General features: G+C 63.0%; 6 protein-coding genes and 2 pseudogenes. 1 reads left to right on the top strand and 7 read right to left on the bottom strand.

The window, feature by feature from the left end; all coding sequences use genetic code 11:
- A partial coding sequence (locus E4Q08_RS17985; protein WP_505438043.1) for an IS1634 family transposase N-terminal domain-related protein occupies positions 1–208 on the bottom strand: 208 nt, incomplete at its 3' end.
- A 222-nt stretch (positions 209–430) separates the two neighbouring features.
- Between E4Q08_RS17985 and E4Q08_RS17980 the strand changes: the two genes are divergently transcribed.
- Positions 431–799, top strand: a complete 369-nt coding sequence (locus tag E4Q08_RS17980; RefSeq protein ID WP_169071373.1) for an ATP-binding cassette domain-containing protein — start codon at positions 431–433, stop codon at positions 797–799.
- A gap of 90 nt (positions 800–889) precedes the next feature.
- Here E4Q08_RS17980 and E4Q08_RS17975 read toward each other — a convergent pair whose 3' ends face one another.
- From E4Q08_RS17975 to E4Q08_RS17950, 6 genes and pseudogenes are all read right to left on the bottom strand, one after another.
- On the bottom strand, positions 890–4,090 hold the full coding sequence (locus tag E4Q08_RS17975) for a type I restriction endonuclease subunit R (protein WP_169071372.1): 3,201 nt from the start codon (positions 4,088–4,090) through the stop codon (positions 890–892).
- Positions 4,087–4,512 (bottom strand): GxxExxY protein, encoded by a 426-nt coding sequence (locus E4Q08_RS17970; RefSeq protein WP_169071371.1) that lies wholly within the window; start codon positions 4,510–4,512, stop codon positions 4,087–4,089. Before E4Q08_RS17970 ends, E4Q08_RS17975 begins: the two co-directional genes overlap by 4 nt.
- Positions 4,513–4,566: 54 nt before the next feature.
- Entirely contained in the window at positions 4,567–5,847 is a 1,281-nt protein-coding gene (locus E4Q08_RS17965) for a restriction endonuclease subunit S (RefSeq protein ID WP_169071370.1), read from the bottom strand.
- Positions 5,837–5,938, bottom strand: a pseudogene (locus E4Q08_RS25495) (type I restriction endonuclease subunit M); the annotation flags it as partial. The gene E4Q08_RS17965 and the pseudogene E4Q08_RS25495, both read right to left, overlap by 11 nt.
- A gap of 26 nt (positions 5,939–5,964) precedes the next feature.
- Positions 5,965–7,026, bottom strand: a complete 1,062-nt coding sequence (locus E4Q08_RS17955; protein WP_169071369.1) for a PDDEXK nuclease domain-containing protein — start codon at positions 7,024–7,026, stop codon at positions 5,965–5,967.
- Positions 7,016–8,681: pseudogene (locus E4Q08_RS17950) on the bottom strand (class I SAM-dependent DNA methyltransferase). Before E4Q08_RS17950 ends, E4Q08_RS17955 begins: the two are co-directional and overlap by 11 nt.
- Positions 8,682–8,838 lie beyond the last annotated feature (157 nt).

Genomic DNA, 8,838 nt, shown 5'->3' with positions numbered 1-8,838 from the left:
CACCCCAAAAACTCTCGCCGCTGGTCATCTCTCCCGACCAGTCGTCGAATTCGCCCTTCACCAGACGTTCCATGGCGACGATTCGTTCCGGTGCCCAGTTCGTCAGATTGGCGATGGTTCGTGTGCAGACTTTGCCTCCCTCGCGATAGGACTCGCGAAGCAGGATGGCCGGCCTGGACTTTCGGTTGGGGACGCGGGCGATGTACATGCCGACAATAATAGCCAATAGCACATTGTTTGTAAATAGCTATTATTATATTTACATGCCTACATTTTTGCCGATTTTCTGGTTTCTTGCCATGAATCAACGACTTACCTCAAGGGCTCCGGGAAGGTCCGTCGAGGCGATGCCAGCGGTGGCAGCGGTGTCGCCGATGGTTTCCGGCGCCGGCCTCGCGCAACGTGGCGAGGCATCGAAGTCGAGTCGGTCATGACGCCGATCGCCCCGCCGCTGATCGAGCTCGCCGGCGTCCACAAGAGCTACAACCTGGGAATGCCCAACGAGGCGGAGGTACTGCATGGCGTCTCCTTCGTCATCGGCCGTGGCGAGTTTGTCGCGCTGATCGGCCCGTCGGGCTCGGGCAAGAGCACGCTGCTCAACGTCGTCGGTCTGCTCGAACGACTGACCGCGGGCAGCTACCGTATTCAGGGCCAAGAGACCGGCGGGCTCGACGACGCCGGTCTCACCTTGCGCCGGCGCGCGGTGCTCGGCTTCGTCTTCCAGTTCCACCATCTGCTGCCCGCCTTCTCGGCGCTGGAGATCGAGAGCGACAGGCTCGCCACCGCGGTGCGGGAGTGAGCCTGCGCAAGAGGCCGTGAGGATGATTGCCTGCTTGAGCCTGCCGGTTCTGGCCGGTCGGAGTTGCCGTTGCCTCCGGCAAGATGCCGCCTATCCGGTTGCCCAGGCCTCTGACAGCAGCTCGGCCTGCGCGAGCACGATCTTTACAGCCTCCGCCTGCAAGTCCGGTGGATAGCCATACTGGTTCAGAATGCGTTTCACCATCACGCGAATCCTGGCCCGCGCACCTTCGCGCAGGGTCCAGTCGATGGTCACGCTCTTGCGCACCTGGGTGACCAGTTCGGCGGCGATGACCTTGAGTTTGTCGTCGCCCATGGCGATGACGGCGGATTCATTGGCGGCGAGCGCGTCGTAGAAGGCGACTTCGTCGTCGGTGAGGCCGATGTCTTCGCCGCGCTTGGTGGCGGCGTCGAGTTCCTTCGCCAGTTTGATCAGCTCTTCGATCACGTGCATCGTCGAGATGGCGCGGTTGTGGTAGGCGTTGAGGGTCTGTCTGAGCTTCTCGGAGAAGACCCGGCTCTGCACGAGATTGCGCCTGGAGCGCACCTTGAGTTCGTCCTTGAGCAGCTTCTCCAGTAGCTCGGCGGCGACATTCTTGTGTTTGAGGCCGCGCACTTCAGCGAGAAACTGGTCGGAGAGGATGCCAATGTCCGGCTTCGGCAATCCGGCAGCAGTGAAGACGTCGATCACCTGGCCTTCGGTGGTGATCGCTCGGGAAACGAGCTGGCGGATGGCGGCGTCGACCTGCTCCGGGGTCTTGCGGTCGTTGGTGTTCTGTTTGCTCAGCGCCGCCTGGATCGCCTGGAAGAAGCTCACCTCGTCGCGAATCCGCGTCGCTTCATCACTCGCGGCGCACAGGGCGAAGGCGCGGGAGAGTTCGGTCACCGCCTGCACCCAGCGCTTCTTGCCGTCGTCCTGTTCGAGAATGTGCTCCTGTCCGGCGGGGATCAGGCCGAGGCGCTCGGCGGGTTTGCCGGTGGTCCATTTGTCCCGGTTGAAGCCGTGCATCATGGCGCAGGCGATGCCGTGTTTCTCGAGCATCATCGCGACGGCCTGCGCGCTGTCGAAGGTCGGGTTGCCCTGGCCGCCGCTCTCGGTATAGGTGGCGAGCGCGCGTTTGAGCTGATCGGCGAGGCCGAGGTAATCGACCACCAGACCGCCGGGCTTGTCGCGGAAGACGCGGTTCACGCGGGTGATGGCCTGCATCAGGCCGTGGCCCTGCATCGGCTTGTCGGCATACATCGTGTGCAGGCAAGGAGCGTCAAAGCCGGTCAGCCACATGTCGCGCACGATCACGATGCGGAACGGATCGCGGCTGTCCTTGAAACGGTTGGCCAGCCGGCGGCGCTTGTCCTTGCTGCGGATGTGCGGCTGCCAGTCGGGGCCGTCGTCGGCGCTGCCGGTCATCACCACCTTCACCACGCAGTCCTTGCTTTTCTCGGCTTCCGCGTCGTCGTCGTCGCTCGCGCTGGCCCAATCGGGACGCAGCTTGATCAGCGCGTTGTAGAGATCCACGCAGATGCGGCGGCTCATGCAGACGATCATCGCCTTGCCGTCCATTGCCTCGACGCGCTTCTCGAAATGCGTGACCAGATCGGCGGCGATCAGCGCGATGCGTTTCGGATCGCCGACCAGCGCCTCCAGCGCGGCCCACTTCGTCTTGAGCTTCTCTTTCCTGGTCAGCTCCTCGCCTTCGGTGATCTCCTCGAATTCGGCGTCGAGCTTTGGCAGTTCGGCGGCGTTCAGGCTGAGCCTGGAAATGCGGCTCTCGTAATAGATCGGCACCGTCGCCTTGTCAGCGACGGCGCGCTGGATGTCGTAGATGGAAATGTAGTCGCCGAACACCGCCCGCGTGTTGGCGTCGGTCTTCTCGATCGGCGTGCCGGTGAAGCCGATGAACGAGGCATTCGGCAAGGCATCGCGCAGGTTGCTGGCGAAACCGTAGGACATCTCGCCGGTCTTCTCATTCACCTTGCCGCCGAACCCGTACTGGCTGCGGTGCGCTTCATCCGCGATTACCACGATGTTCTGGCGCGCGCTCAGCTCGGGCATCGCCTCGCCCTTTTCGGGCATGAACTTGTGAATCGTCGTGAACACCACGCCACCGCTCGCGCGGTTCAGCAGCGCCCGCAAATCCTCGCGCCCGCTGGCCTGCACCGGCGTCTGGCCGAGGATGTCCGCGCAGCGCTGGAACTGGCCGAAAAGCTGGTCGTCGAGATCGTTGCGGTCGGTCAGCACCACCAGCGTCGGGTTCTGCATCGCCGGATGCCGCACCACGCGCGCGGCGAAGAAGAGCATGGAATAACTCTTGCCGCTGCCCTGCGTGTGCCAGACCACGCCGGCGCGCCGGTCGCCTGGCTTGCCGCCGCGCATGCGGCCCGCCCAGTAGGTGCCGACGTCCCCGCGCAGCAGGTGGCGCTCGGCCATGCCGCTGGCGCGCACCGTTTCTTCCACCGCCGCATTCACCGCGTGGAACTGATGGTAGCCGGCGATGATCTTGTGCAGCGCGCCCGAGTCCGTGTCCTCCTCGAAGACGATGAAGTGCTGCAGCAGGTCGAGAAACCGTTGCCGCTCGAACACCCCACGCACCAGCACCTCCAGCTCCAGCGCCGACTTCGGCGCGTCGCCCTCGCCGTCAATCGTGCGCCAGACTTTGAACCACTCCTGGTTCGCCGTCAGCGAACCGATGCGCGCCTGCAAGCCGTCGCTCACCACCAGCGCCGTGTTGTAATGCAGCAGCGAGGCAATCTCCGCCTTGTAGGTTTGCAGCTGCGCGTAGGCGCTCCAGATCGTTGCGTCCCCATCCGCCGCGTTCTTCAGTTCGATCAGGCCCAGCGGCAGACCGTTGAGAAAAATCACGATGTCCGGCCGCCGGTTGTGCTGTCCCTCGATGACCGTGAACTGGTTCACCGCCAGCCAGTCGTTCGTCCGCACATCGCCGAAATCCACCAGCCGCACATGATTGCCCGCGATGCTGCCATCGGGCCGCGGATACTCCACCGGCACGCCGTCGCGCAGCATCCAGTGAAAGGCGCGGTTCGTCTGCGTCAGCGAAGGCGTTCCCACCCGCAGCACCTTGCGCAAGGCCTCCTCGCGCGCCTCCTCGGGAATTGCCGGGTTCAACCGCCGGATGGCCTCGCGCAAGCGTTCCACCAGCACCACCTCGCCAAACGACTCTCGCTCCGCCGCCGGTTCACCGGGCGCGAGATGCGGCCCGTGTCCGACCGCATAGCCCAGCTCCCCGAACCATTGCAGGGCGGCGTCTTCGACGATGGATTCGTTGAGGCTCATGGCAGGGATTGGTTCACGCGGAGGCGCGGAGACGAGGAGGCGGGCAGACTGTTGACGATGCGGTGGAGACCTTCTTTGAGCGTCGAGGCTCCGAAGTGGATCAGTAGTCCGACGGGAAGGTTCATCAGGCGGAGATAGGTGAGGACTTGCTTGCTGTGGACGGGCGCGAGTTTTTCCACGGACTTGAGTTCCACGATCACGCGGCTTTCCACGAGCAGGTCAGTGCGGAAGCCTTCTTCGAAAACCATCCCGTCGTATTCAAAGCGAATGACTTTCTGCCGATCGACCTGGAATCCCCGTTCCGCCAGCGCACGAGCCAGGACAATTTCATAGACCGACTCCAGTAGCCCCGGCCCCAGATCCCTGTGAATCTTGAGCGCCGTATGCACAATCGCCCCCGTGATGTCATTGAGTTCCTTCATGGCTTCTTCCTCCGCGACCTCCGCGCCTCCGCGTGAGTCTCCTTTCTTTTGGTTTCATGTCTTGGAAATTGTTAGTTCCCCGCTCAGCAGCTTCGGCAGCAGCGTGTCGCGCAGGGTGGCGAGGGTGCGGGATTCGGTGGAGTTGGCTTTGATTTTCGCCATCAGCGGCGCGGTGAGTTCGTCGAAGCGGCGGGCGATTTCGGGCGGTGGGACGGCGAGCCAGAACATGTTGAAGCACTCGGATGGGACGCGCTGGCGTCCGCTGGTGCCGGTCATGTTTTGAATGGCGTGGCTGCGGAGCGCGTCGGAGCGGGCGAGGAGGTAGCCGAACTGTGGCGGGAGCGGCGGCTTCGTGGCGAGGATGATGTATTCGGTGGAGCCCCAGCCGACTTGGCCGACTTCGAGGAAATCGACGTAGCCGGTCTTGCCGTTCTCCAAGCAGGGCGTAATGCGGGCGAGGAGCGTGTCGCCGTTTTGAAACTTTGTGCCGGAGCTGAACTCGCGGTCGATGACTTCCTCGGCGGAATGGCCCTGCGTCGGCAGGTTCTTCATGTCGAGGTAGGGCGCGATGGTTCCGCTCTTCAACGTGCGGCGCGGGTTTACCTCAATGGCCTCTGGCAAGCGTTGCGCCGTCCAGCCTCTGGGAATGTGTCCGAGCGGTGAGTCTTCCAAGTGCTCGGGGAAGAGGGCGGCGGTGGCGGGGTCGAGGTTGGCGGGGGGGCGGCCATCGAGTTTGGCGCGGACGGGGTCGAAATCCACGAACCAGCTCTGGAACAGCGCCCGCGCCATCGCCTCCAGCGTCGCGTTCATGCGCCGGTTCAACTCGATTTTGTCGTCCAGCGCCCCAAGCACTGCCGCGATGGCTTTTTGCTCGGCGAGGGGTGGAAGTTGAACGGGCTTTTCCCTCAATGTGTCAGTGACAAGCCGTCCTGTTCCGTGTCCTGCGTGGTCTACCGATGCCAAGAGGTCTGGTTTGTTGGCGAGCAACCAGTAGGCGAGAAACGCACCATCGACATTCTTCGCGGGGCGTAGCGCTTTGATGTCCTGATTGAAAGCCATCTCTTGCGTGACCATGCAAATCGGCACGTCGTTGTGCAGCGTCATACCTCGAACCAGCAACAGAATGGTTCCTGCAGGCACGAGCTTTCCGCCTTTGCCAACCGCGAGTGGCGAGATGTGGTCTTCTGCATCGTGAAGCCGAAAAGACTTCATGTCCTTCGCGCTAACCCACGGAATGGAGCCGGACCAGAACTCATCGTTCCCTTTGAACGGCGTTCCGCCAGACAACCACGCGGCACATTCGCCGAGCGTTGTTTCTTTCCATTTACCCGCCATAACCCAGCCCGCTCAGATTTGCCTTGACGGCCTGCTCCAGCCTTGCGGACTCGGCGAACTGGGCGTGCAGTTCGGCGACGCCGCGCGGCATGACTGTTTCGCTTGCGCTGGGCGGGTTCATGGCTTTTTGGTCTTTCCCGGCGTGGGCGGAATGAGATCGCCGGCCAGTTCGGCCTCGATTTCTTCGATGGTGGGCAGGCTGGTATCCAGTGGTTCAGGCAGTGAGCGCACGAGTTGGTATTCAGCCACGCCGATCGGTTTGTTGATCCCGGACAGGGCGTATTCGGCGACCAGACGGTTTTGCTTTCTGCAGAGCAGCAGGCCGATGCTGGGCTTGTCTTCCGGGGCTTTGATTTGGGCATCGACAGCGGAGAGATAGAAATTCAACTGGCCGGTATGCTCGGGTTTGAAATCCGCGCTCTTGAGTTCCACCACCACGTAGCATTTGAGGCGGGTATGGTAGAAAAGCAGGTCGATGAAAAATTCGTCGCCGCTCACCTCAAGCCGGAACTGGCGGCCAACGAAAGCGAAGCCTGCCCCCAGTTCCAGCAGAAACCGGGTGATGTGGCGGATCAGGGCGTTTTCAATATCGCGCTCGTGAGCTTCGTCGCCCAAACCCAGAAAATCGAAGAGGTAGGGGTCTTTCAGCGCCTCGACAGCAAGCCTCGCATCTGGCGCGGGCAGATGGTGCTCGAAGTTGGTGACGGCAGCGCCCTGGCGCAAATGGAGCCGGTTCTTGATGTGGATGTCGAGTGTGAGCCGTGACCAGCCCTGCGCTATGGCCTGTGCGGCGTACCATTCGCGCCCCGCATCCGCAGAAACCTTGGTAAGCAACGTGACAAGGTGGAACCAGGGCAATTGGTCAGCAGGCTGCTGACCAATTAGACCGCTTGGGCACTGCTGGGCGAAAAACCGCATGTATTTCAGGTTGGAACTGGAGAAGCCTTTCATCTCAGGGAAAGCTTCACGCAGATCGCTGGCCAGGCGGTCGATGACTTTGGCGCCCCAACCCTGAAGGGTCTGCCGTTCCAGTATCTCGCTGCCGATCTGGTGATAGAGCCGCACCAGTTCCTGGTTGACGGCAAGCGCGGCGCGCTGCTGGGCGCTGGCGATGCGCGATTTGAGGCTGGTCAGCCAGCTTGCGTAGTCCGCCGGGATGATGGATTTGCTAGAGGGCATAGCCGAGGCCTTTCAGATGGGCGAGGATGGCTTCCTCCAGCTTGGCCGATTCAGCGAACTGGGCGTGCAGTTCGGCGACGAGGCGCGGCATCTTTTCCTCGAAGGGGTCGCCGTCGTCTTCGACTTCCTCGGCGCCGACGTAGCGGCCGGGCGTGAGGACGTGGCCGTGCGCGGCGATTTCGGCGGTGGTGGCGGATTTGCAGAAGCCGGGGATGTCGGAATACTCACGCGGAGACGCGCAGGCGCGGAGGGATTCAGAGGCAGAGGGTTTTTCTCCGCGTTCTCCGCGCCTCCGCGTGAGCCCTGCTTCGCCCCGCCATGCGTGGTAGGTCGACGTGATTTTTTTCCAAATCGGCGTCGGTCAGCTCGCGATGGACGCGGTCGATGAGGGTGCCGAGTTTGCGGGCGTCGATGAAGAGGGTTTGCCGGCGGCGGTCGCGGAAGCCGCGTTGGGCGTCGGCGTTCTTGCTTTTCGCGAGGAACCAGAGGCAGACGGGGATCTGCGTGCTGTAGAAGAGCTGGCCGGGGAGGGCGACCATGCAGTCCACGAGGTCGGCATCGATGAGGGCGCGGCGGATGTCGCCTTCGCCGGACTGGTTGGAGGACATGCTGCCGTTGGCCAACACAAAACCTGCGAAGCCAGCCGGCGCGAGGTGGTGGATGAAGTGCTGCACCCAGGCGAAGTTGGCGTTGCCCCTGGGCGGGACGCCGAACTGCCAGCGCACGTCGTCGTCGCGGCGGTTCCAGTCCGAGTCGTTAAAGGGCGGATTGGCGAGACAAAAGTCGGCGCGCAGGTCCGGATGGAGATCGCGGCGGAAGGTGTCGGCGTGCTCGGCGCCGAAGTCGGCCTCGATGCCGCGAATGGCGAGGTTCATGATGGCGAGGCGGCGGGTGGTGGCGTTACTCTCCTGGCCGTAGATGCTGATGTCGCCAATCTTGCCGCCGTGCGACTCGACGAATTTCTCCGACTGCACGAACATGCCGCCGGAGCCGCAGCAGGGGTCGTAGATGCGGCCTTTGTATGGGCCAAGCATCTCGACCAGGCAGCGCACGACGCAGGACGGCGTGTAGAACTGGCCGCCATTCTTGCCCTCGGCGCTGGCGAAGCGGGTGAGGAAATATTCGTAAACGCGGCCCAGCAGATCGACCGAGCGGTGGGTTTTCTCACCCGACTGCGCGCCCTCGCTGGCAGCGGTCAGTTCGATGGTGGCGATGACATCGATGAGCTCGCCGAGGCGCTGCTTGTCGAGGCCGGGGCGGGCATAGTCCTTGGGCAGGACGCCCTTGAGGCGGGGGTTGTCGCGCTCGATGGCGACCATGGCGTCGTCCACGATCCTGCCGATGGCGGGCTGCCTGGCGCTGGCCTGGAGGTGCGACCAGCGGGCCTCGGCGGGCACCCAGAAGACGTTCTCGGCCTTGTATTCGTCGGGGTCCTCGGGGTTGGCGCCGGCGTAGTCGCCCTTGCCCTCGACGAGCCTGGCGCGATGTTCCTCGAAGGTGTCGGAGATGTATTTGAGGAAGATGAGGCCGAGGACGACGTGCTTGTATTCCGCCGCGTCCATGTTGTTGCGCAGCTTGTCGGCGGTGAGCCAGAGCTTGCCCTCGAAGCCGATGGTGGCGGTGGAGTCGTCTTTTCTCGTCTGCGCTTTCGCCATCAGTTTGCCTTTTTGCCGGGTGACCGTGTTCAAGGGCGCTTGCCACACGATGTTCGCAGCATTCTAGCCGATAGCTGGCCAGGGCCGAAATCGACCACCATCCGGCCGCCCGTACATGATCCTTCGCAGGCACGAGCGACCAGGCCTGGTTTCAGTC

Source organism: Candidatus Accumulibacter contiguus, assembly GCF_012940005.1.
Taxonomy (GTDB): Bacteria; Pseudomonadota; Gammaproteobacteria; order Burkholderiales; family Rhodocyclaceae; genus Accumulibacter; species Accumulibacter contiguus.
The sequence above is the reverse complement of the archived record's forward strand: the minus strand, read 5'-3'. Positions and strand labels throughout refer to the sequence as shown.